Source organism: Micromonospora sp. WMMD737, from assembly GCF_049179055.1.
Classification (GTDB): domain Bacteria; phylum Actinomycetota; class Actinomycetes; order Mycobacteriales; family Micromonosporaceae; genus Micromonospora; species Micromonospora reichwaldensis.
In genome coordinates this window covers 259,555-283,913 of record NZ_JBMHMH010000001.1, presented here as the reverse complement: position 1 = coordinate 283,913, position 24,359 = coordinate 259,555, and the positions used below count along the sequence as shown (strand labels likewise).

The 24,359-nt window shown below is 76.4% G+C and carries 5 protein-coding genes; 1 reads left to right on the top strand and 4 read right to left on the bottom strand.

Annotation, left to right across the window (positions count from 1 at the left end):
• Positions 1 to 11: 11 nt before the first annotated feature.
• Positions 12 to 5,567, bottom strand: coding sequence for a type I polyketide synthase (locus tag ACN27A_RS01150; protein WP_421449075.1), 5,556 nt, complete (start codon positions 5,565 to 5,567; stop codon positions 12 to 14).
• Between the two features lie 284 nt (positions 5,568 to 5,851).
• Here ACN27A_RS01150 and ACN27A_RS01145 point away from each other — a divergent pair, with 284 nt between their 5' ends.
• A complete protein-coding gene (locus ACN27A_RS01145) occupies positions 5,852 to 6,613 on the top strand; it encodes a thioesterase II family protein (protein WP_421449074.1) in 762 nt (253 codons plus the stop codon).
• A gap of 68 nt (positions 6,614 to 6,681) precedes the next feature.
• Here ACN27A_RS01145 and ACN27A_RS01140 read toward each other — a convergent pair whose 3' ends face one another.
• The 3 genes from ACN27A_RS01140 to ACN27A_RS01130 all read right to left on the bottom strand — a co-directional run bounded on the left by ACN27A_RS01140 (position 6,682) and on the right by ACN27A_RS01130 (position 24,177).
• Positions 6,682 to 7,569 carry an SAM-dependent methyltransferase gene (locus ACN27A_RS01140; protein WP_421449072.1) on the bottom strand — a complete coding sequence of 296 codons (888 nt, stop codon included), beginning with the start codon at positions 7,567 to 7,569 and terminating at the stop codon, positions 6,682 to 6,684.
• Positions 7,570 to 7,598: 29 nt separating this feature from the next.
• Positions 7,599 to 9,176: a bifunctional 3-(3-hydroxy-phenyl)propionate/3-hydroxycinnamic acid hydroxylase gene (locus tag ACN27A_RS01135; protein WP_421449070.1), complete on the bottom strand. Its 1,578-nt coding sequence runs from the start codon at positions 9,174 to 9,176 to the stop codon at positions 7,599 to 7,601.
• Between the two features lie 79 nt (positions 9,177 to 9,255).
• Complete coding sequence (locus ACN27A_RS01130) at positions 9,256 to 24,177, bottom strand: SDR family NAD(P)-dependent oxidoreductase (protein ID WP_421449069.1); 14,922 nt, start codon at positions 24,175 to 24,177, stop codon at positions 9,256 to 9,258.
• Between the last annotated feature and the right edge of the window lie 182 nt (positions 24,178 to 24,359).

The following is a 24,359-nucleotide window of genomic DNA, read 5'->3' as shown; positions in this document are numbered from 1 at the left end:
CGGACTCGTGGTCAGGATCGGCCGAACTTCTGGTCGATGAAGTCGAACAGCTCGTCGTCCGAGGCCTCGTCGAGGGCCTGGCTGACGTCGGCCGGCCGATCGGTGGCGTCGCTCCACCTGGTGACCAGCGCCCGGAGGCGGACCGCCACGGCGGTCCGGGTCTCGTCGTCGCCGGCCAGTCGTTCCAGCTCCTCCGGCCCGGTCGCGGCGAACGCGGCCTCCAGCCGGTCCAGCTCGGCCAGCAGGCCCGCCTCGGGCGCCGGCGGGGCGGCGTCGACAAGCAGGAAGTCGGCGAGGGCGGCGGGCGTGGGGCAGTCGAAGATCAGGCTCGCCGGCAGCCGGATCCCGGTGAGGGCGGTCAGCCGGTTGCGCAGCTCCACCGCCGTCAGCGAGTCGAAGCCGAGGCCGGTGAACGTCTGCCCGGAGGGCACGACGGTGGCCGGCGGGTAGCCGAGCACCTCGATGACCTGCGCCTTGACCAGGTCCTCCACCAGCCGGCCTCGCTCCGCCTCGGGCGTGCCGGCCAGGCGCTGCGCGAAGGACGGCCCGCCGCCGTCGCCGCCACCGGCGACGGCGCGCCGCCGGGCCCGGACCAGGCCGCGCAGCGGCGCCGGGAGCTGGCCGGCGTCGGCCTGGCGGCGCAGCGCGGCGGGGTCGAGCAGCGCCGGCACCAGGTGGGGGCGGCCGCCGCGCAGACTGGCGTCGAAGAGGCGCAACGCCAGGTCGGTGTCGAGCGGGCTGAGGCCGTTGCGACTCATCCGCTGCCGCTGGGCGGCGTCGAGGGCGCCGGTCATGCCGCTGTCGGCGGCCCAGAGCCCCCAGGCCAGGGAGGTGGCGGCGAGGCCCGCGGCGCGCCGGTGCTGGGCGAGGCCGTCCAGGAACGCGTTCGCGGCGGCGTAGTTGCCCTGCCCGGGGCCGCCGAGGACGCCGGCGACCGACGAGAAGAGGACGAACATCGCCAGGTTACGCCCCCGGGTCACCTCGTGCAGGTGCCAGGCGGCGTCGGCCTTGGCGGAGAGCACGGCGGACATCCGCTCCGGGGTCAGCGCCGAGATCACCGCGTCGTCGAGGACGCCGGCGGCGTGGACGACGCCGGTGAGCGGGTGCTCGGCGGGGACGTCGGCCAGCAGGGCGGCGAGGGAGTCCCGGTCCGCCACGTCGCCGGCCGCCAACCGGACCTGCGCGCCCAGCGCGGTCAGCTCGGTCAACAGCTCCGTCGCGCCGGGTGCGTCCGATCCGCGCCGGCTGACGAGCAGCAGCCGACGCACCTTGTGCGCGCTGACCAGGTGCCGGGCCAGCAGGCCGCCGAGGGCGCCGGTGGCCCCGGTGACCAGGACCGTCCCGTCGGGGTCGAGGTCGGCGCCCAGCGCCGGGTCGAGGACGGCGGGCGTGAGCCGGGGTGCCAGCACCCGCTCGTCCCGGACCGCCAGCTGGGGTTCGCCGGTGGCGACCGCGCGGGCCACCAGGTCCACCGTGCCGGGCTCCGGTCGCCGCGCCTCGTCGAGGTCCACCAGCACGAAGCGGCCGGGGTGTTCCGCCTGGGCCGAGCGCAGCAGGCCCCAGACCGCCGCGCCGGGCAGGTCGGTCGTGCGGCCGGTGTCGCCGGCGGGGACGGCCCCCCGGGTCAGCACGACCAGTTGCCGCTCCGCCAGCCGGTCGTCGGCGAGCCAGCCCTGCACGGCGGTCAGCACGGCGGCGAGCCGGGTCCGGGTGGCGGCGGGGACCGGGGCGCGCTCGTCGTCGGCGTACGCGGCGAGCAGCACCAGCTCCGTGTCGAGCAGGCCGACGTCGACCGCCTCGGCCAGCTCGGCGAGCCCGTACCGGGCGAGTGCCGCCAGGTCGGACGGGGCGTCGCCGAGGAGCACCGCGTCGGCGGTCGCCGGGGGGCCCGCCGGGACGCTCTGCCAGGCGACGTCGTACAGGGAGTCGACGCCCGCGTCGGCGCCGCGTACCTGCTCGGCGGTCACGGGGCGGGAGACCAGGGAGCCGATCCGAGCGACGGGGGCGCCGGCCGGGTCGGTCAGGGTCAGGGTGACCCCGCCGCCGCTGCGCCGGGCGCGTACCCGCAGCGCGGTCGCGCCGACCGCCGAGAGGGTGACGCCGGTCCAGGCGAAGGGCAGGCGTACGCCGGACGCCTCCTGGTCGGCGTCGAGCAGGCCGACGACGTGCAGGGCCGCGTCCAGCAGGGCGGGGTGGATGCCGTAGCCGGTGACCTCGGTGCCGTCGGGCACCGCCACCTCGGCGCACACCTCGTCGTCGGTACGCCAGACGGCGCGCAGGCCACGGAAGAGCGGGCCGTACTCGACGCCCAGGCGGGACAGCTCGGTGTAGACCTCGTCGACCGCGACGGCGGTGCCGGACGCGGGCGGCCAGGGCGCCGGCTCGGCCCCGTCGGGCTGCGGTGCGGCGGGTGCGAGGACGCCCGCCGCGTGCCGGTCCCACTCCCCGTCCGGGTCGGCGGCGGCCCGCGAGTGGATGGTGACCGGCCGGCGTCCCTCCTCGTCCGCCGTGCCCAGCTTCACCTGCACCGACCGGGCGTCCTGCCCGGTGAGCGCCAACGGCGCCTGGAGGGTCAGCTCGTCGAGGGTGTCGCAGCCGACCTGCGCGCCCGCGTGCAGGACCATCTCGACCAGGGCGGCGCCGGGCACCACGACCGAGTCCCAGACGACGTGCTCGGCGAGCCACGGGTGGGTACGCGCGGAGAGTTCGGTGCCGAAGAGCCGCACGTCGTCGTCGGCCACGCGTACGGCGGCGCCGAGCAGCGCGTGGTCGACGGGGCGGACGCCGAGCCCGGGCGCGCCCGCGCCGCCGGCGGTGGTGTTGAGCCAGTAGCGCTGGTGGTCGAAGGCGTAAGTGGGCAGGGCGACCGTGCGGGGGCGTGCCCCGGCAGCGGTGAGGTATCCGGTCCAGTCGACGTGGCCGCCGGTGACGTACCGCTCGGCGAGGGCGGTGCGCAGCGTGTCGGGCTCGGGGTGGCCGGCCCGCAGCGTGGCGGTGAACCGGACGTCGCCGGTCGCCTCGACGCAGTCCTGGGCCATCGCGGTGAGCACGGCGTCGGGGCCGACCTCCAGGAAGTGCGTCACGTCCTGCCCGTGCAGGGTCCGTACGGCGTCGGCGAAGCGCACGGGCTGCCGCACGTGCCGCACCCAGTAGCCGGGATCGGTGACCTCCCCGGCGTCCGCCACCGCGCCGGTCACGTTCGACACGATCGGGATCCTCGGCGGCTGCCAGTCCAGCCCCGCCACCACCGACGCGAACTCCTCCAGCATCGGCTCCATCAGGCGCGAGTGGAACGCGTGACTGACCGACAACTCCTTCACCCGCCAACCACGCTCACGGGCGGCCGCCACCACCGGGGCCACCTCGCCGGCGGCACCCGACACCACCACCGACGCCGGACCGTTGACCGCCGCGACGTCCACGGCCCCACCCGACGCGCCGATCAGCTCGGCGACAGCCTCCTCCGACGCACCGACGGCCGCCATCACGCCACCGGCCGGCAACGCCTGCATCAACCGACCCCGCGCCGCCACCAGCGTGCACGCGTCCGCCAACGACAACATCCCCGACACGTACGCCGCGGTCACCTCACCGATCGAGTGACCCGCCAGGAAATCCGCCCGCACACCCCACGACGACAACAGCTCCCACAACGCCACCTCGACCGCAAACAGGCCCGCCTGCGCGAACACCGTCTGGTCCAGCAACGCGGCGCCGGCCGAACCGGCGTCGGCGAACACCACCTCGCGCAACCCACGCGGCAGACGCGGATCGATCTCCGCGCACACCGCGTCGAAGGACGCCGCGAAGATCGGGAACGCGTCGTACAGCTCACGACCCATGCCGGCGCGCTGCGAGCCCTGACCCGTGAACAACACCGCCCGACGACCCGCCGACACCACACCCGACACCGCCGGCCCGCCCTCGGCCACCGCCGACAGGCCGGCGACCAGCTCGTCCACCGACGAGCCCCACACCACCGCCCGGTGCTCCAGCGCCGCCCGGGTCGTCGCCAACGACCACGACACGTCCGCCACCGCAAGATCGGACCGGTCCCGCACGAACGACGCCAACCGCGCCGCCTGACCCGCCAGACCCCGCTCGGAGCGACCCGACAGCACCCACGGCACCGGCAGCCCCGGGGGGCCCGCCGCCGGTTCCGCCTCGATCCCGGGATCGGTCTCGGGTTCCGGCTGTTCCAGGATCACGTGCGCGTTCGTGCCGGAGATGCCGAACGACGACACGCCCGCGCGCCGGGGACGCTCCACCGCCGGCCACTCACGCGTCCGCGTCACCAGTTCCACGGCACCCGAGGTCCAGTCCACGTGCGACGACGGCGCGTCCACGTGCAGCGTCGCCGGCACCACACCCGCCCGCATCGCCGAGATCATCTTGATGATCCCGGCCACCCCGGCAGCCGCCTGCGTGTGACCGAGGTTCGACTTCACCGAACCCAGCAACAACGGCACATCCCGGCCCTGCCCGTACGTCGCCAGCAGAGCCTGCGCCTCGATGGGGTCGCCCAGCGTCGTGCCGGTGCCGTGCGCCTCCACCACGTCCACGTCGGCCGTCGACAGGCCCGCGTTCGCGAGGGCCTGCCGGATCACCCGCTGCTGCGAGGGGCCGTTCGGCGCCGTCAGCCCGTTCGAGGCGCCGTCCTGGTTCACGGCCGTGCCCCGTACCACCGCCAGGATCTGGCGGCCGTCGCGTTGCGCGTCCGACAGGCGCTGCACGAGCAGCATCCCGACGCCCTCGGCGAGGGCCGTGCCGTCCGCCGCGTCGGCGAACGCCCGGCACCGGGCCACCGGGGAGAGGTTGCCCTGCCGGGTGAAGTCGACGAACACCGCCGGGGTGGGCATCACCGTCACGCCGCCGGCCAGGGCGAGGTCGCACTCGCCCGACCGCAGCGCCTGCACGGCCAGGTGCAACGCCACGAGCGACGACGAACACGCCGTGTCCACCGTCACCGCAGGGCCCTCGAACCCGAAGGAGTACGCCACCCGGCCCGAGGCGATGCTGCCCGCGTTGCCGAGACCCAGGTAGTCCTCGACGCCCGCCGGCGGGGTCTCCGGCGGGTGGGCGTACCCGCTGTGGGTCATGCCGGCGAAGACCCCGACGCGGGCGCCCTTCAGGCTGGTGGGGTCGATGCCGGCCGCCTCCACGGCCTCCCACGACGTCTCCAGCAGCAGCCGCTGCTGCGGGTCCATGGCGAGGGCCTCGCGCGGCGAGACCCCGAACAGCCGGGGGTCGAACTCGGCGGCGTCGGGCACGAAGCCGCCCTCGCGGACCGACGAGGTGCCCGGCCGGGACCGCTCGGGGTCGTAGAGCGCGTCCAGGTCCCAGCCCCGGTCGGTGGGGAAGGAGGCGATGGCGTCGCCGCCGGCCGCGACGAGGTCCCACAGCTCCTCGGCCGTGCGCACCCCGCCCGGGAACCGGCAGCCGGTGCCGACGATCGCGATGGGCTGCTGCGCATCGGCCTCGACGTCACGGAGCCGTTGCCGGGTCCGCCGCAGGTCGGCGGTGACTCTCTTCAGGTACTCCCGGAGCTTGTCTTCGGTGTCCATCAACCCAGCCCATCGCGATTCACGGCGGAGACTCGACGTAAGCGACGGTACGAATGCGCAGAAGTCTCAGGCGACACCTGTATCTGTCGTTCGGCTCGCTCGGCCGAGAGCCACGCAGATCCCCATCTGCGGGGAGAAGTTATTGGGTGTGCGCGAGCGCGGACAACCCCTAACCAGGCAACGGGCCAGCTAGGGGTGTCCGGTCCCCACCCGTCGCACTAGCGTCGCCTCGACCGGTTCCGTGCAGATCCGGTCGGGAAACGCAGCCGCCGGAAGGACCGCCAAGGATGACCACGCCAAATACCGACAACGGCTTGTGGGTGCGACGCTTCCACCCGGCTCCGGGTGGCGCCAGGCGGTTGGTGTGCCTGCCCCACGCCGGCGGGTCGGCCAGCTTCTACTTCCCCGTCTCCCGCAGCCTCTCCCCCGCCGTCGAGGTGCTGTCGATCCAGTACCCGGGCCGGCAGGACCGCCGCCACGAGAAGTGCATCGGTGACATCCACCAGCTCGCGCGGGAGGTCTTCACCGTGCTGGGGCCGTGGCTGGACGAGCCGGTGGCCATCTTCGGGCACAGCATGGGCGCCAGCGTCGGCTTCGAACTCGCCCGGCTGATCGAGCAGGACGGCGGTACGGCGGCGCACCTGTTCGCGTCCGGACGCCGTGCGCCGTCGCAGGCGCGGCACGAGACGGTGCACCTGCTCGACGACGAGGGCCTGCTGGCCGACGTCCGGAAGCTCAGCGGCACCAACTCCGCCGTCCTCGGGGACCCGGAGATGCTGCGGGCCGCGCTGCCGGCGATCCGCAGTGACTACCGGGCCGCGGAGACCTACACCTACCGGCCGGGTCCGCCGCTGAGCTGCCCGATCACCGTCTTCACCGGCGACGACGACCCGAAGACGACGGTCGAGGAGGCCCGGGCCTGGTCGACCCACACCACCGGGCCGTTCGACCTGAAGGTCTACCCGGGCGGGCACTTCTTCCTGGCTGAGCACCAGCCGGCGGTCCTGCGGGCCATCTCGACGGCCCTGACCGCGGCGCCCGCCGTCTGATCCCACGGACGAGGGGCCCGTCCACCGGTGTCACGACCGGTCGGCGGGCCCCTCGTCCGTGCGGGGCGTCACCGCTTGTGGCCGACCGCGATCACGTAGTCGAGCTGCGCCATCTCGCGCTTCATGAGGTCCTGGTTCTTCCAGTGCGCGGCCATGCTCTTGCGCACGGCGGGCTTGACGACGGCGCGGAACTCGGGGTCGTTGGTCCGTCCCGCCATGTACGCGCGCCAGCCCTCCCAGGTGCGCTCCTTGATCGAGTGCACCTCCGGGTTGGCGAAGCCGGCCTCGACCAGCTCCTGCCGGTACGTGTCCCGGTCGTGCCAGTTCTCCTTCGGGATGCTGAACTTGACGAAGCTCAGCGGGCCGGACTGGATGGCCGCACGGACGACGTCCCCGCTGACCGGGATGATGTCGGCCGTGGCCAGCACGCCACCCGGGCGCAGCACCCGCAGCGCCTCGGCGAAGAACGCGCTGCGCGGGTAGAAGTGGAAGGCCGACTCCAGGGCGACGACCCGGTCGAAGGTGTTGTCCTCGAAGGGCAGTTCGGTGGCGCTGCCCAGCCGGAAGTCGGTGCGGTCCGCGAGGCCCTCCTCCTGCGCCCGGCGCTGCGCCGCCTCGACGTGGTGCGGGGTGATGTTGAGCCCGTACACCTTGGCGACCCGGCGCTCGCGCAGCCACTTGAAGTCCTGGTCGGCGTAGCCGAAGCCCACGTCGAGGACGGTGTCGTCCGGCTTGAGCCCGGCGGCGTCGGCCAGCTTGTCGGCCAGCGCCTCGGCGGCCACGTCGAGGTCGGTGACGCCATCCTCCCAGTAGCCCACGTTCATGTAGTGCGTGCGGCGGGCCGCGAACTCGACGTCGGGCGACTGGATCTCGTAGAAGCGCCGGACCCGGGTGATGGGGTCGGCGGTGAAGACCGTGCGGATCGCCCGGCCGGCGATCTTCAGGTTCTCGAACATGTGGGTTCCTTCCGAGGGGTGGATGCCGATCAGCCGCGCCGGACCTGCTGGCGCAGGTCCTCGACGAGCGCGGGCACACCGGCCGGGTCGGCTGCCGTGCCGAATACGTAGAAGTCGGGCCGGACGAGCACCGCGACGGCGTCGTACCGCTTGAGGTGGGACAGGTACACGTCGTCGAGGTCGAAGGCGGTCGGCGCGGCGCCGGGCCCGGGGGCGGGCGCGCCGGCGGGGACGACCCGGACGACGCGGGCGTCGAGCGAGTCCAGGAAGGCCCGGGCGTCCGCGTCGAGCAGGTCGTCGGGGTCCTCGGCGCAGACCAGGACGAAGCCGGTGCCGACGACCTCGTCGAAGAGGCCGGCGCGCCCGTCGACCTCGACGCGGCCCTGCGGCATGGGCACGCCCGCGCCGGCCGCCGGTGCCTCGGCCGTACGGGCGTGCAGGACCCCGCCGGCCAGGGGTTCCAGCAGGGAACGGGTACGCGGCCGGGAGGTGCGCCGGCGCAGTTCGGCGAGCATGACGGAGTCCCGGCCGGCGGCGGCGGTGCGGTCGGTCTCGCAGATCACCGTGCCCGAGTCCATGGACATCCGGATGGCGTGCTGCACGTGCGCGCAGCGCTCCTCCTGGTAGGTGTCCAGCAGCGCCTCGTCGGCCAGGCCGCGGTGCACCAGGTCGAGCTTCCAGGCGAGGTTGAGGGCGTCGCGGAAACCCGAGCTCATGCCCTGCCCCATGAACGGCGGCATCACGTGCGCCGCGTCGCCGGCGATCAGGATCCGGCCGGAGCGCCAGCGGTCGGCCGAGCACGCCTGGGTGGTGTAGACGCCGTAGCGTTCCAGGGTCGCGTTGTCGGGCGTGATGTCGAAGAGGCCGAGCAGCCGCCACACGCTCTCGACGGTCTCGAACTCCTCCCGGCTCTCCCCCGGCACCCGCATGAACTCCCACCGCCGGTGCCCCGGGCCGGCCGACACGGCCGTGCGGGGGCGCGCCGGGTCGCAGACCTGGAGGTTGTTCGGCTTGAACTCGCGGGCCTCGTGCGGCACGACGTCGCAGACCAGCCAGTCGTACGTGAAGCCGAGGTCGGTAACGCCGCTGCCCAGGTGTTCCCGGACGAAGCTGTTGGCGCCGTCGCAGCCGACGACCCAGCGGGCCGCGCGGACCTCCTCGCCCTCCGGGCCGGCGACGGTGACCTCGACCCGGTCGTCGTGCTCGACGAGGCCGGTCACCTGGTGCGGGCGCAGCACCGTCACGCCCGGCAGCTCCGCGCCCCGCTCGGCGAGCAGCGCCTCCAGCCCGGGCTGGTAGAAGGAGACCGAGTCGGGCCAGCCCATCGGGCCGTCGCCGGTCACCTTGACGTGCAGCAGGGTCCGGCCGAAGCCGTTCTTGAAGGTGTACTCGCCCGACGACTCCACCACCGGCCCGAGCCGGTCGGCGACGCCGGCGGCGGCCAGGATGCGGCTCGCCTCCCCGTCGTACGAGACCGCGCGCGGGAAGTTGTACGGGGTGGCCCAGCGCTCGACCGCCGTGACGGTGAGCCCGCGCTGCGCCAGCAGGATCGTGAGCATCTCACCGACGGGGCCGTAGCCCACGATCAGGACGTCGGTCATCAGCATCGGTATCGGTTCCTCGGGGGTCGGTCGGACACGGTGTCGGAAGGGACGGCTCGCGCCGTGCGGGGCGGCCGGACGGCCATCAGAGACCGAGTTCGGAGTCGATGAGGTCGAAGAGGTCGTCGTCGCTGGCCAGTTCGAGGTCGAGGTCGGGGTCGCCGCCCGAGCCGGCGCGCATCGTCCGCCACTTGGCGATGAGCACCTCCAGCCGGGAGCCGATCTGGGCGTGCAGCTCCGCCTCGACGCTGGCCTCGGTCAGCGACCGTTCCAGGTTCTCCAGGTCCGTGAGGACCGGCGGAACCTCCGGGCCGGTGTCCGGCGCCAGCTGCGACACCAGGAACGTGGCCAGCTCGTTCGGATCCGGGTAGTCGAAGATCAGCGTGGCCGGCAGGCGCAGACCGGTCGCCGTGGTCAGCCGGTTGCGCAGCTCGACGGCGGTCAACGAGTCGAAGCCGATCTGGCTGAACGCCCGGCCCGGGGCGACCGCCGCGCGGCTGCCGTGCCCGAGCACGCTCGCCGCCTGCTCGCGTACCAGGTCGACCACCAGGGTGTGGCGGTCGGGCCCGGTCAGGGCCGCCAGTTCGTCGGCGAGGGTGCGCCCGCCGCCGGTCGGGGCGCTCGACCGGGCGCTCGGCCGCTCCCGCCGCATGAGCCCGCGCAGCAGGGCCGGGGGCCGCTCGACCCGCTCGCCGAGCGCGGCGACGTCGATCCTGGTCGGCACGAGCACCGGCTCGGCCAGCCGCAGGCCCGCGTCGAACAGGGCCATCCCCAGGTCGGACGGGATCGCGAGCTGCCCGTCGCGGGCGGTGATCCGGGGGTCGGTCCGGTCCAGCTTGGCGGTCATCTCGCTGGCCTGCTCCCAGAGCCCCCAGGCGAACGACCGGCCCGGCAGGCCCTCGGCCCGGCGCGCCAGGGCGAGCGCGTCGAGGAACGCGTTGGCCGCCGCGTAGTTGGCCTGACCGGGTACGCCGAAGACGCCCGCGCCGGAGGAGAACAGCACGAACCCGGCGAGGTCGAGGTGGCGGGTGAGCTCGTGCAGGTGCCACGCGGCGTCGAGCTTCGGCGCGAACACCGTGTCGACGCGCTGCGGGGTGAGGGCGGTGACGATCCCGTCGTCGAGCACCCCGGCGAGGTGCACGACCGCGGTCAGCGGGTGCCGTGCCGGCACCGCGTCCAGGACCCGGGCCAGGCTGTCCCGGTCGGCCACGTCGGCCGCCACCACCGTGGCCTCGGCGCCCAGGGAGCGCAGTTCGGCGACCGTCTCGGCCGCGCCGGGGGCCTGCTCGCCGCGGCGGCTGACCAGCAGCAGCCGCCGTACGCCGTGCGTCTCGACCAGTCGCCGGGCGACCAGCCCGCCGAGGGTTCCGGTCCCTCCGGTGAGCAGCACGGTGCCGTCGGGGTCCCACGCCCGGGGCATGGTGAGCACCACCTTGCCGACGTGCCGGGCCTGGCTGACGTGCCGGAACGCCTCCGGCGCCTGGCGGACGTCCCACACCTGGGTGGGCAGCGGGGTGAGCGTCCCCCGCTCGAAGAGCCCCAGCAGCACGACGAGCATGCGCTGCACCTCGTCGGGGTCCTCCAGGGTCAGGTCGAAGGCGGTGTAGGCCACCCCCGGGTGGTCGGCGGCGACCTGGGCGGCGTCGCGGATGTCGGTCTTGCCCATCTCGATGAACCGCCCGCCGCGCGGCAGCAGCCGCAGCGAGGCGTCGACGAACTCGCGGGCCAGCGAGTCCAGCACCACGTCGACGCCCCGACCGCCGGTGGCCTCGGCGAAGCGGGTCTCGAAGTCGAGGGTCCGGGACGAGGCGATCCGGTCCTCGGCGAGGCCCATCGCGCGCAGGGCGTCCCACTTGGCGGGGCTGGCGGTGGCGTAGACGTCGGCGCCGAGGTGCCGGGCGAGCTGCACGGCGGCCATGCCGACGCCGCCGGCCGCCGCGTGCACCAGCACCGACTCGCCCCGGCCGAGCCCGGCCAGGTTGACCAGGCCGTGGTACGCGGTCAGGAAGACCACCGGCACGGAGGCGGCCTCCACGTACGACCAGCCGGCCGGCATGGGGGCCAGCAGGCGGTTGTCGGTGACCGCGACGGGCCCGAAGCAGCCCACGAAGACCCCGAACACCCGGTCGCCGGGGCGCAGGTCGGTCACCTCGGCGCCCACCTCGACGACCTCGCCGGCGCCCTCGCCGCCGAGCGGCCCCGCGTCGCCCGGGTAGAGGCCGAGCGCGTTGAGCACGTCGCGGAAGTTCAGGCCGGCGGCGCGGACGCGTACCCGGACCTCGCGGGGGCCGAGAACGGCGTCGGCGGCGTCCGTCGGGACCAGGGTGAGGTTCTCCAGGCTGCCCCGCACCGGCGCGTCCAGCCGCCACGCGGCGGCGGGCGGCGCGGCGAGTTCGCCCGCCGAGCCGGCCCGCGCCAGCCGGGGCACGTACGCCGTGCCGCCCCGGATCGCGGCCTGCGGCTCGTCCGCCGCCAGCACGGCGGCGACCTGGTCGGGGCCGATCCCGTCGCCGTCGACGTCGACGATGACGACCTGGCCCGGGTTCTCCGACTGGGCGGAGCGCACCAGGCCCCACGCCGCCGCGGCGGCCGGGTCGGTCACCTCGCCGGCGTGGTGCACGGCCACCGCGCCCCGGGTCACCAGCAGCAGCCGCGACGCCGCCCAGCGGGGCTCGGTGAGCCAGCGCCGGACGAGGTCGAGGGCGCGGACGGCGGCGTGCCGCGCCGCGCGGGGGGTGGGCTGCGCGGGTTCCGCGTCGAGCGGCACGAGCACGGCCCCGGGCAGGGCCAGTCCCGCGTCGACGGCGTCGGCGAGCCCGTCCAGCCCGGGGTGCAGCCCGAAGCCGTCCAGGCCGGGGGCGACGGCCACGGCGTCGACCGGGGTGGCCGCGTCGGTCGGCGGCAGCGGCGTCCAGTCGAGCCGGAACAGGGCGTCGCGGGTGGCGCGGTCGTCGGTGACGGCCAGCTCGGCGGCGGAGATCGGCCGCATCGTCAGGGCGGTCACCTCGGCGACCGGGGCGCCGGTCGGGTCGGCGACGGTCAGCGCGATGGCGTGCGGTCCCACCTGGGTGAGCCGTACCCGCAGGGCGGTCGCCCCGGTGGCGTGCAGGCTGACGCCGTTCCAGGCGAACGGCAGCAGCAGCCGGCCGGCCCCGGCCCCGGCGAGGCCGCCGAAGTGCGCCGCGTGCAGGGCGGCGTCGAACAGGGCCGGGTGCAGGCCGTACCGGTCGGCGTCGACCCGTGCGGCCGGCGGCAGCTCCACCTCGGCGTAGACCTCGTCTCCGCTGGTCCACACCGCGCGCAGCCCCTGGAACGCCGGCCCGTACGCGTAGCCGTCGGCTGCCAGGCCGGCGTAGAAGCCGGTCAGGTCGACGGGGCGGGCGTCGCGCGGCGGCCACGTGGTGGGCTGCGGCGACGCGGCGGGCTGGTCGGCGGAGAGGGTGGCGCTGGCGTGCCGGGTCCACGGCCCCGCGGCCGGGCCGTCGGCGGGCCGGGAGTGCACGGTCACCGGGCGGCGTCCGTCGTCGCCGCCCGCGCCGACCGTCACCTGCACCTGGGTCGCGCCGTCGGCGGGCAGGGTCAGCGGGGCCTCGATGACCAGTTCGTCGAGGACCGGGTGGCCGATCTCGTCGCCGACGCGGAGGCAGAGTTCCACCAGGCCGGTGCCGGGCACCAGCACGCTGTCGGAGACCCGGTGGTCGGCCAGCCACGGCTGCGCGTCGGTCGACAGCCGCCCGGTGAACAGGTGGCCCCGCGTCTCGGCGAGCGCGACCGACGCCCCGAGCAGCGGATGCCCGGCGGCGTCCAGGCCGGCGGCGCCGACGTCGCCGGGGCCGGAGACGGGCCGGGGCCAGTAGCGGCGGTGGGCGAACGCGTACGTGGGCAGGTCGACCCGCCGGCCGCCGGCCAGCGCGGGCCGCCAGTCCACCGCGACCCCGCACACGTGCAGCTGGGCCAGGGAGAGCAGGAACCGCGCGCGGTCGCCCTGGTCGCGCTGCACCGAGCCGACGACCACGCTCCCGCCGTCGTGGTCGGCGAGGGTCGCCTCGATGCCCACGGTGAGCACGGGGTGCGGGCTGCACTCGACGTACGTGTCGTGGCCCTGCCCGGCCAGCGAGCGGATCGCCTGTTCCAGCTCGACCGGCTGCCGCAGGTTGCGGTACCAGTAGTCCGGCCCCATCTCCTCGCCGTCGAGCCAGCGCAGGTCGGTGGTGGAGAAGAGCGGCACGGCCGCCGGGCCGGGGGCGATGCCCGCCAGCACCTCGGCCAGCTCGTCGCGCAGGCCCTCCACCTGGGCGGAGTGCGAGGCGTAGTCGACCGCGATGCGCCGGACCCGGGCCTGCTCGCCGGCCAGTTCGGCGAGGAGTTCCTCCACCGCCTGCGGCTCGCCGGACACCACGACGGCGGCCGGGCCGTTCACGGCGGCGACCGAGATCCGGTCGCCGAAGCGGGCGATCCGGTCGCGGACCGTGTCGGCGGGGAGCGCGACGGAGGCCATCGCCCCGTGCCCGGCCAGGGCCCGCAGCGCCCGGCTGCGCAGCGCCACCACCCGGGCGGCGTCGGGCAGCGAGAGCACCCCGGCGACGCAGGCGGCGGCGATCTCGCCCTGCGAGTGGCCGACCACGGCGGCCGGCTGCACGCCGTAGGAGCGCCACAGCTCGGCCAGCGACACCATCATCGCGAACAGCGCGGGCTGCACCACGTCGACCTCGTCGAGGCCGGGCGCGCCGGGCACCTGCCGCAGCACGTCCAGCAGCGACCAGTCCAGGTACGGCCGCAGCGCCGCGTCGCAGGCCGCCATCCGCTCCGCGAACACGGGGGCCTGGTCGAGCAGGTCCAGTCCCATGCCGAGCCACTGGGAGCCCTGTCCGGGGAAGACGAAGACGCACCGGCCGACGGGCCGGGCCTCGCCCCGCGTCACCGCCGGGTCGGGTCGGCCCTCGGCGAGCGCGTCGAGGGCGGCGGCGACCTGGTCCGGCGACGCGCCGACCAGCACCGCCCGCGAGTCGAAGGTGCTGCGGCTGGTGGCCAGCGACCAGGCCACGTCGAGGGGCCGCTGGTCGGGCCGCCCGGCGAGGTGTTCCCGCAGCCGGCGGGCCTGCCCGGCGAGCGCCTCCGGGGTACGCGCGGAGAGCAGCCACGGCAGCGCGTACGCCTCCGGCGGCGTGGCTGCGGCGTCGGCGTCCGGGGCCGGCCCGGCGACCGCCTCGACGATCACGTGGGCGTTGGTGCCGCTGATGCCGAACGACGAGACACCGGCCCGCGCCGGCCGGTCCGCCGCGGGCCACGGGCGGGCCTCGGTGAGCAGCTCCAGCGAGCCCGACTCCCAGTCGACCCGCGAGCTGCGGCGCTCGGCGTGCAGGGTGCGGGGCAGCCGGCCGTGCCGCATGGCGAGGACCATCTTGAGCACCCCGGCGACGCCGGCGGCGGCCTGGGTGTGCCCGAGGTTGGACTTGACCGAGCCGAGCAGCACCGGCGGGGCGCCGGCCGGGCGCTGCCCGTAGGTGGCGAGGATCGCCTCCGCCTCGATGGGGTCGCCGAGCGACGTGCCGGTGCCGTGCGCCTCGACGACGTCCACCTCGGCGGCGCTCAGCCCGGCGGCGCCGAGCGCGGCCATGATGACCCGCTCCTGCGACGGCCCGTTCGGGGCGGTCAGCCCGTTGGACGCGCCGTCCTGGTTGACCGCCGAGCCGCGGACCACGGCCAGCACGGGGTGGCCCCGGCGGCGGGCGTCGGAGAGGCGCTCCACCACCAGCATCCCGACGCCCTCGGACATGCCGAAGCCATCGGCGTCCTCGGCGAACGCCTTGCACCGCCCGTCGGCGGCGAGGCCGCGCTGGCGGCTGAAGCCGGTCAGCCCGGCCGGGGTGGACATCACCGACACGCCGCCGGCCAGGGCCAGGTCGCAGTCGCCCTGGCGCAGGGCCTGCACGGCCAGGTGCAGCGCCACCAGGGAGGCCGAGCAGGCGGTGTCGACGGTGACGGCCGGCCCCTCCAGCCCGAGCGCGTACGCGACCCGGCCGGAGAGGACGCTGCCGGCCGTACCGGTGAGCAGGTGCCCCTCGTCGGCGGTGACCTCGCCGTCGTCGGAGACCACGCCGGGGGCGATCCGGTCGCCGTAGTCCTGGCCGTGGGTGCCGGCGAAGACGCCGGTGCGGCTGTTCCGCAGGGCGACCGGGTCGATGCCGCCGCGTTCCAACGCCTCCCAGGAGGTCTCCAGCAGCAGCCGGTGCTGCGGGTCCATGGCGAGGGCCTCGCGGGGGCTGATGCCGAAGAACGCGGCGTCGAAGTCGGCGATCCCGGTGAGGAACCCGCCGGCCCGCACGTAGGTGCGGCCGGCCGTGCCGGGCACCGGGTCGTAGAGGTCGGCCAGCGGCCAGCCCCGGTCGTCGGGCAGGTCGCCGATGACGTCGGCGCCCGCGTCGAGCAGCCGCCACAGCTCCTCCGGGGAGCCGATGCCGCCGGGGAAGCGGCAGGCCATCGCGACGATGGCGACCGGCTCGTCCAGGGCGACCGTGCTCGCGTCGGTGACCTCGGCGGCGGCGGTGCCGAGCAGCCGGGCGTGCAGGTGCGCGGCGAGCAGTTCCGGGGTGGGGTGGTTGAACACGGCGTGCGGGGCGAGCCGGACGCCGGTGACGGCGGTGAGCCGGTTGCTCAGCTCCACGGCCATCAGCGAGTCGAAGCCGAGTTCCTTGAACGGGCGGCGCGGCTCGACGTCGTCGGGGCCGGTGTGCCCGACCACGGTGGCGCACCGGGTGCGGACGAGGTCCAGCAGCAGGGCGGCGCGGTCGGGTTCGGCCAGCTCGGCCAGCCGGTCCGCGAAGCCCGTGGCGGAGGCGGGCGCCGAGTCGGCGTTGACGGCCCGCCGGGGCGGCGGGGGCAGCAGCGCCCGCAGCAGGGCGGGCACCTCGCCGGAGGTCCGCACGGCGGCCAGGTCGAGCCCGATCGGCACCAGCGTCGCCCGGTCGACGCGCAGGGCGGCGTCGAACAGCGCCAGCCCGGCGGCCGTGTCGAGGGGACGGGTGCCGCCCCGGGCGAGCCGGGCCAGGTCCGCCGGGGTGAGCCGGCCGGCCATCCCGTCCTGCGCGGCCCACAGCCCCCAGGCCAGGGCGGTCGCCGGCAGGCCCTGGGCGCGGCGGTGCGCGGCGAGCGCGTCGAGGAACGCGTTGCCGGCCGCGTAGTTGCCCTGCCCGGGGCTGCCGAAGGTGGCGGCGGCCGAGGAGAAGAGCACGAACGCGGCCAGGTCGAGACCGACGGTGAGCTCGTGCAGGTGCCACGCGCCGTGCACCTTGGAGCGCAGTGCCCGCTCCCAGCGGCCCGGGTCGAGGTCGGTGAGCAGCGCGTCGTCGGTGGCCCCGGCGGCGTGCACGACGGCGACCAGCCGGTCGGCCAGCGGGGCGACGACCTCGGCGAGCGCCGCCCGGTCGGCGACGTCGGCCGCGACCACCCGGACGGTGACACCGGCGCCGGTCAACGCGTCCGTCCAGTCGCCGGCCCGGCCGGTGCGGCTGACGAGGACCAGCTCGGCGACGCCGTGCACGGTGGCGAGGTGGGTGGCGACGTGCCGGCCGACGCCGCCCGTACCGCCGGTCACCAGCACGGTGCCGCCGGCCAGCGCCGGGACCGGCGTACCGGCCGGGGGCGGTTCGACGGCGTGGAGCCGGGGCAGCAGGACCCGGCCGTCGCGGACGGCGATCTCGGGCTCGTCCCCGGCGACGGCCAGCGCCGCCCGGACGGTCGCGTCGTCGGTGGCGTCGAGGCTGAGCAGCAGGAACCGGTCGGGCTGCTCGGCCTGGGCGACCCGGACGAGTCCCGCCACCGGGGCGTGCACCGGGTCACCGTCGCGGACGGCGAGGGCCAGGCGGGTGGTCTCCGCGCGGGGGTCGACCAGCCAGCTCTGGAGCACGCCGAGCACCGCGAGGCCGACGGCGTGGGCACGGTCGGGCACCGACCGGCCCGGCTCGCCGTCGCCGACGCGCAGCACCAGCAGCGGCGGCAGCGGCCCGTCCGGGGGTGTGCCGTCGGCGAGCGTCCAGGAGGGCGCGGGCGTCGCCGGGAACGCCGCGGGCGACCAGTCGACGGCGTACAGCCCGGCGGGGGCGGGCGGGGGCGCCGGCGTCTCGGCGGGCGGCAGGTCGAGGGTCCGCAGCACCACCCGGTCCACGTCGAGCACGGGCACGCCCGCGGCGTCGACGGCGCTCAGGGTCACCGCGTCCGCCCCGGCGGGGGCCAGGCAGACGCGCAGCGCGTGCGCCCCGGTGGCGTGCAGGCGCACGCCCGCCCACTCGGTGGGCAGCAGCCGGCCGGTGGGCGCGGCGTCGTCGCCGGGCGCGAAGTCGGCGAGCGGGAGCAGGCGCAGGGCCGCCTCCAGCACCAGCGGGTGCACGCCGTACCGCTCGGCGTCCGGGTCCCGGGCGTCCTCGGGCAGGCGTACGTCGACGAAGAGCCGGTCGGCGGCGACCCACGCGGCCCGGACCAGTTCCCCGGCCATGGCCTGGTGCTGCGGGGTGGCCAGGTCCACCGGTCGGGCGCCGGTGGGCGGCCAGGCCGTGGCGAGGGCACCCCGGCCGCTCTCCGGGTCGACCGGGCCGAGCACGGCCTCGGCGACCTCCCGCCAGGGCTGCCCGTCGCCGGACCGGACGTGGCAGTGCGCCACCCGGCGCCGGTGCTCGTCCGGCGCGGAGACGCCGACCTGCACCTCGAGGGTCGCCTCGGCGGGCAGCGGCACCGGCTCGGGGACGCGCAGCCGCCGCACCGTCGGGGTGCCGAGCTGTTCGCCGAGGTGGGTGAGCATGTCCAGCAGGGCGCTGGCGGGCAGCAGCGCCGGAGTGCCGTCACCGGGCGCGGCCAGCCACGGCTGGGTGGCCGCGGAGACCTGCCCGGTGCAGACGACCTGCCCGGTGCCGGCGACCGCCAGCACGCCGCCGAGCAGCGGGTGCCCGGCGTCGGCCAGCCCGACGCCGACCGGGCCGCCGGCCGCCGCCGACGCGGGCAGCCAGTAGTGCCGGCGCTGGAAGGCGTACGTGGGCAGGTCGACGCGGCGGTGCGGCCCGGGGCCGGCGAGGGCGGCGCGGTCGACGGGGACGCCCCGCACGTGCAGCCGCGCCACGGCGGCGAGCAACGCCTCCGCTTCGTCGGCGACGCCCCGCACGGCGGGCACGAAGGCCAGCTCGTCGGCCTCGGCGAGGAGGCAGTCCTGGGCCATCGCGGTGAGCACGCCCGCCGGACCGACCTCCAGGAAGGTGGTGACGCCCTGCCCGTGCAGGGCCCGCACGCCGTCGTGGAAGCGGACGGTGCCCCGCACGTGCGCCACCCAGTAGTCGGGCGAGCAGAGCCGGGCCGGGTCGACGGGGTGGCCGGTCAGGTTGGACACCACCGGCAGGTGCGGGGTGCGGTACGTGAGGCCGGTCGCCACCGCGCGGAACTCGTCGAGCATCGGCTCCATGCGCGGCGAGTGGAACGCGTGCGACACCCGCAGCCGGCTGGTACGACGCCCGGCGGCGCGCAGGGTGGCCGCGACGGCCAGCACCGCGTCGGTGTCGCCGGAGACGACGACGCTCGTCGGGCCGTTGACGGCGGCGAGGCCCACCCGGTCGGTGAGGTGCGCGGCGACCTCGGCCTCGTCGGCCTCGACGGCGACCATCGCGCCCCCGGCGGGCAGCTGCTGCATCAGCCGGGCGCGGGCGGCGACGAGAGCCGCCGCGTCGGCGAGGGGGAACACCCCGGCCACGTGCGCGGCGGCCAGCTCGCCGACGGAGTGGCCGAGCACCGCGTCGGGACGCACCCCCCAGGACTCCAGGAGGCGGTACAGCGCCACCTCGAAGGCGAACAGCCCCGGCTGGGTGTACAGGGTCTGGTCGAGCAGGTCGGCCAGTTCGTCGCCCTCGGCGGCGAAGACGACGTCCGCGACGGGGTGCGGGGCGTGGCCGGCGAGGCAGCGGTCGAGTTCGGCGCAGGCCGCGTCGAAGGCGTCGGCGAAGACCGGGTACGCCGCGTGCAGCTCGCGGCCCATGCCGGCGCGCTGGCCGCCCTGCCCGCCGAAGAGCATGCCGAGCTGGCCGTCGACGACCCGGCCGGTCAGCACGGTCGGCAGGTCCGGGTCCGCCTCGCCGCGGCTCAGCGCGGTCAGGCCCGTCCGGGCGGTGGCCGGGTCGCCGGCCAGCACCACGGCCCGGTGTTCGAGGGCGGCGCGGGTGGTGGCGAGCGCGTGCCCGACGTCGGCCGGGTCGGCGTCCGCCCCCGGCCCGTCGAGCCAGGTCAGCAGGCGGGCCGCCTGGTCCCGCAGCGCCTCGCCGGAGGCCGCGGCGAGCAGCCACGGCACGGGCGGTCGCCCGGTGCCGGAGGCCGCCCCGGACGACGGCTGCTGGTCCGCGATCCCGGACGACGGCTCCCGGGCCGCGACCCCGGACGACGGCTCCCGGTCCGCGGCCTCGGGCCCGGGGGGAGGGTCGGCGGCGGGCGCCTCGACGATGACGTGCGCGTTGGTGCCGCTGATGCCGAACGACGAGACGCCGGCCCGCCGGGGCCGTCGCACCTCGGGCCACGGGCGGGCCTCGGTGAGCACCTCGACCGCGCCGGCGGACCAGTCCACCTCGGACGTCGGGGCGTCCACGTGCAGGGTGCGGGGCAGCGTGCCGTGCCGCATCGCGAGCACCATCTTGATCACCCCGGCGGCCCCGGCGGCGGCCTGGGTGTGGCCGAGGTTGGACTTCAGCGAGCCCAGCCGCAGCGGTTCGGCGTCGCCGCGGCCCACCCCGTACGTGGCGAGCAGCGCCTGCGCCTCGATCGGGTCGCCCAGCCGGGTGCCGGTGCCGTGCGCCTCGACGACGTCCACGTCGGCGGCGGAGAGCCCGGCCGCGTCCAGCGCCCGGCGGATGACCCGCTCCTGGGCGGGCCCGTTGGGGGCGGTGAGCCCGTTGGACGCGCCGTCGGAGTTGACGGCGGAGCCGCGCAGTACGGCGAGGACGGGGTGCCCGCGCCGGCGGGCGTCGGAGAGCCGTTCCAGCAGCAGCACGGCGACGCCCTCGGACCAGCCGGTGCCGTCGGCGCCCTCGCCGAACGCCTTGCACCGGCCGTCGGGGGCGAGCCCGCGCTGCCGGCTGAACTCCACGAACGCCTGCGGGGTGCCCATCACCGCCACGCCGCCGGCCACGGCGAGGGAGCAGTCGCCGGCGCGCAGCGCCTGGGCGGCCAGGTGCAGCGCCACCAGCGACGACGAGCACGCCGTGTCGACGGTGACCGCCGGCCCCTCCAGCCCCAGCGCGTAGGCGACCCGGCCGGAGACGACGCTGCCGGCGGTGCCGACGCCGAGGTAGCCCTCGGTGCCGGGCGGCGCCTGGCGCAGGTTCGCGGCGTAGTCGTGGTGCATGACGCCGGTGAAGACGCCGGTGGCGCTGCCGCGCAGCGAGGTGGGGTCGATGCCGGCCCGCTCGAACAGCTCCCAGGACGTCTCCAGCAGCAGCCGCTGCTGCGGGTCCATGGCGAGCGCCTCGCGCGGGCTGATCGCGAACAGGGTGGCGTCGAAGTCTGCCGCGTCGGTCAGGAAGCCGCCGACCCGGACGTACGAGGTGCCGGGACGGTCGGGGTCGTCGGAGAACAGGTGCGCCAGGTCCCAGCCCCGGTCGGTGGGGAACTCCGTGAGCCCCTCCCGGCCCTGGTCGACCAGGTCCCACAGCTGCTCGGGGGAGGCGACATCGCCGGGCAGCCGGCAGGCCATGGCGACGACGACCACCGGGTCGTCCACCGTGGACGGTGCGGACGGCCGGTCCGTCGCGGGGCCGGCCTGCCCGGTGGTGCCGCGCAGCCGGGCGGCGAGGTGCCGGGCGAGGGCGTCCGGGCTGGGCCGGTCGAAGGCGGCCGTGGCGGAGAGCCGTACGCCGGTGGCCCGGGCCAGCCGGTCGCGCAGGGCGACCGCGCTGACCGAGGTGAAGCCGAGTTCCTTGAAGGCCCGGCCGGGGCGCACCGCGGCCGGGCCGGACAGGCCGGCCACCTCGGCGGTGGCGGTGCGGACCAGATCCAGCAGGAGCCGGTCCCCCTCGGCGGTGCTCAGCCCGGCCAGCCGGCGGCGCAACTCGGCGGCGTCCCGGTCGTCGGCGTCGTCGTCGGGCGTCGCGACGGGTCCGCGCCAGGCGGGGTGCGCGGCGTCGGCGTGGCCCGCCGGGCGGGCGAGCACGACCAGGTCGTCGCCGTCGTGGGCCACGTCGAACGCGGCGAGATCGGCGCGTACGGCCGTCGGGACGACGCTTCCCGCCCGGGTTCCGGTGGCCGTGAGGGTGGCGGGCGACGGCTCCCGGTCGGCGTGCGCGGTCGTGCCGACGACCCGGGCCGGCAGGCCAGCGGCCCGGCGGCGGGCGGTCAGGGCGTGCAGGGCGCCGACGGCCGAGGCGGCCCGCTCCCGGCCGGCGGCGCCCAGCAGCAGGGCGGACGGCGCGAGGACGGTGAACGAGGCGGCCGGGAGCCGGGTCGCGGCGTCCAGCCTTTCGGCGAGGCGCAGTAGGCGTGCGGTGTCCTCGTCGTCGGTCAGGTCGTCGTCGGACGGGCAGAGGAAGACCCCGCCGGGCGGCTCGTCGCCCGCCCGGTCGGCGGGCAGCGCGGCGACGTCGGCGCCGGTGGCGACGAGCTCGGTGACCAGGTCCGCCAGGGCGGCCCCGGGCGTGGCGCCGACGTGGAGCAGCCGCAGCCGGCGGACGCGGTGCGCGGCGACGAGGTGTCGGGCCAGCGCCGCGCCGGTCGGCCCGTCCGCGCCGGTGACCAGGACCGGGCGGTCCGGGTCGGCCACGCTGACCGGCCGCGCCGGCACGGCCGCCGGGGCGGGCACGAGGACGGCGTGCAGGGCGGCTCCGGCCCGCAGCGCGACCTGCGCGGCGCCGGCGTCCACCACGGCGGGGAGCAGCGCGGTCGAGCGGTCTCCTGCGTCGCGGTCGACCAGCACGATCCGGTCCGGGTAGGCGGCCTGCAGACTGCGGCCGACCGCCTGGACCGCACCGGCCGCCGGATCGGCCTGGTGCCATCCCCCGGGCACGGCGGCGGCGTCGATCCCGGTGTCCAGGTCGCCGGGCGCGCCGCTCACGGCGGGTGTGGCGGGTGCGGCGGCCGGGCCGGTCAGCAGCACCAGGCGGGTGCCGGCGAACCGGTCGTCGTCGAGCCAGCCGCGCAGCCGGTCGGCGAGGTCCGCCGCGACGGCGTCGGCCGGCTCGACCAGCAGCACCGTCACGTCGGGCAGGTCCGGGGCGTCGCGCAGGGCGGCCAGGTCCGGGTGGGACCGGACCCGGTCCCCCGGCGACGCCGCGCGCAGCGGTTCCACCAGCGCATCGCTCCCGCGACCGACGAGCGCCCAGCGGCGGGCCGGGGCGGCGGCGGCCTGCGCGGCCGTCGGGACGGGCGCCTCGGCCGGCGGTACGGCGGCCAGGTCGAGCGGCTGCCAGGCGAGCAGGCTCAGTGCCTCGTGGTGGCTGCCGTTGACCGCCCGCAGCCGCGCCGGCCGGTCGAGCAGGAGCCGGCGGGTGACCTTGCCGGAGGCGGTGCGGGGCACCTGCCCGATCTCGTACAGCTCCTCGGGAACCTTGTGGTAGGAGAGCTTCTCCCGGCAGGCCGCGTACCCGGCCCGGGGGTCGAAGCCCTCCGGCCCGGGCACCACGAACGCCACCGGCACCTCGCCGAGCACGTCGTGCGGGCGGCCGGTCACCGCCACGTCGGCGACGCCGGGCACCCCGCGCAGGGCCTCCTCCACCTCGGCCGGGTGGATCTTCTCGCCACCCCGGATGATCAGTTCCTGGTGCCGCCCGGTGACGAAGATGTTGCCGTCGGCGTCGCGGCGGGCCAGGTCGCCGGTGCGGTACCAGCCGTCGCGCAGGGCGGCGGCGGTGACCTCCGGCAGGCCGTGGTAGCCGAGCATGACGCTCGGCCCGTTGACCCAGACCTCGCCCTCGGCGTCGGTCGGCACGTCCAGGCCGGTCTGGGGGCTGACCAGGCGCACCTCGACGCCGGGCACCGCGCGCCCGCAGGAACCCTCGACCCGGGGCTGGTCCGGCCGGGTGACGGCGATCGAGCCGCAGGTCTCCGTGCTGCCGTACGCGTCGAGCAGCGGCGCGTCGAAGACCTCGTCGAACGCCCGACGCAACGCGCCGGTGGTGATCGCCCCGCCGACCAGGCAGACGCGCAGGGCCGGGGCGTGGAAGCCGCTCTCCCGGGCGGCGGTGACCAGGTGGTGGTACATGGCCGGCACACCGGCCAGCACGGTGGCCTCGTCCTCGTCGACCGCGCGCAGCACGTCGTCGGCGGAGAAGCCGTCGATGAGCCGGGCCGTGGCGCCGACGGCGGTCACGCTGAGCACGCACCCGATGTGGGAGAGGCTGTGGAACAACGGCAGCGGCCAGACCACCCGGTCGGCGTCGGTGAGCCCGGGGATCGGCACGTAGCAGGCGGCGACGGACCAGAGGCAGGTGCGCTGGGTGGAGAGCACGCCCTTGGGCCGGCCGGTGGTGCCGGAGGTGTAGAGCATCCAGGCCACCTCGTCGAGGCCCAGGTCGTCACGGGCGTCCACACCCGGCTCGGTGTCGACCAGGTCACGCCACGCGGTGACCCCGGCGGGCACCGGGCCGTCCCCGGTGACCACGACCCGCAGGGCCGGGCGGCCGGCGCGCAGGCGCAGCAGCTGGTCGAGGTGCCGCGGGTCGGTGACCACCAGCACCGCACCGGAGTCGTCCAGCAGGTGGGCCAGTTCCGCGTCGGTGCTGTGCGGGTTCACCGGTACGCCGACCGCGGCCGCCCGCGTCACGGCCAGCCAGGTCTCCACCGTCTCCACCCGGTTGCCGAGGCAGAAGGCCACCCGGTCGCCCCGCCCGACCCCCGACGCCGCCAGGTGACCGGCCAGCCGGCGGGTCCGCGCCGCCAGGTCGGCGTATCCGACCGCCCGGCGGTCGTCGCGGAACGCGACCTTGTTCCCCAACCTGGCGGCGTGCGCCTCGATCAGATCGGACAACGGCTGGATCAGGTCGCTCCGAAGCATGTCACCACATCCGTCCGTCGGCGAGCCTTCTCATCCGCGGCGTAGACCCCGCTCGCCGTAGCGGCCCAAGTCTTCCGAGCACCCTGCCGGCGTCCTACCCCTGTCACCCCCTAAGTCGTCCCCAGTTCGGACCGCTGATCAGGTGGTGGAACGGGCCGCAGGCCGATGATGGGGCCACCCCC